General features: G+C 59.9%; 1 protein-coding gene. It reads left to right on the top strand.

What is annotated here, in order from left to right; translation table 11 throughout:
- The coding region (locus VU18_RS19705; RefSeq protein ID WP_047757925.1) for a precorrin-3B C(17)-methyltransferase at positions 1 to 773 on the top strand (773 nt) is incomplete at both ends.

The following is a 773-nucleotide window of genomic DNA, read 5'->3' as shown; positions in this document are numbered from 1 at the left end:
GTTGATCGAAAAAGGGTGGACGAAAGCGAGTCCGATTGAAGTCGAAGTCATCCCCGGCATTTCCGCCATTCATTCGTGCGCTGCATTGCTTGGGGCGCCGATTATGCACGATGCGTGTACGATCAGCTTGAGCGACCATTTGACGCCGTGGGAGCTGATTGAAAAGCGGATTGACGCCGCGGCGGCGGCCGATTTTGTCATTGCGTTGTACAATCCGAAAAGCGGGCGGCGCACTCGGCAGATTGTGGAGGCGCAACGCATCCTGCTCCGCCATCGTGCGCCGACAACGCCCGTTGGACTCGTGAAAAGTGCGTACCGCGAACGGCAGCATATCGTTCTCACCGACTTGGCGCATATGCTGGACCATGAGATCGGCATGTTGACGACGGTGATTATCGGCAACTCAACGACATTCGTCCATGACGGCGTGATGATCACGCCGCGCGGCTACCAGCGCAAGTATCAACTAGCAGCCGCCGTCCAGCCGCTCAAACCGCATGAACGGCTGCGCAAAGAGGCAGAGCCATGGGCGCTCGACCAGACGAAGCCGCTGAGAGAGCCGGATGAAGGGAACGGAGGAGCGCTTCAGCCGTTTGCTACAGCTGCCTCCGCTTTCGACGACGAGAAAGACCGTGGTTTTGCCGCCGTTGCGGTTTTGCCGCCAGCTGTGGACGCGGCGGCGAAGGAAGCTGGATTGGCACCGGCAGCTTCCGCTTTTCCGCTGCCGGAGGAGCCATTCGCCCAAACGGAAAACCGGCCGTCATCCGCTCTGT

It is taken from the genome of Geobacillus sp. ZGt-1, assembly GCF_001026865.1.
Taxonomy (GTDB): Bacteria; Bacillota; Bacilli; order Bacillales; family Anoxybacillaceae; genus Geobacillus; species Geobacillus thermoleovorans.
Note: the sequence above shows the minus strand (reverse complement) of the source record. Positions and strands in the feature narration are given on the sequence as shown.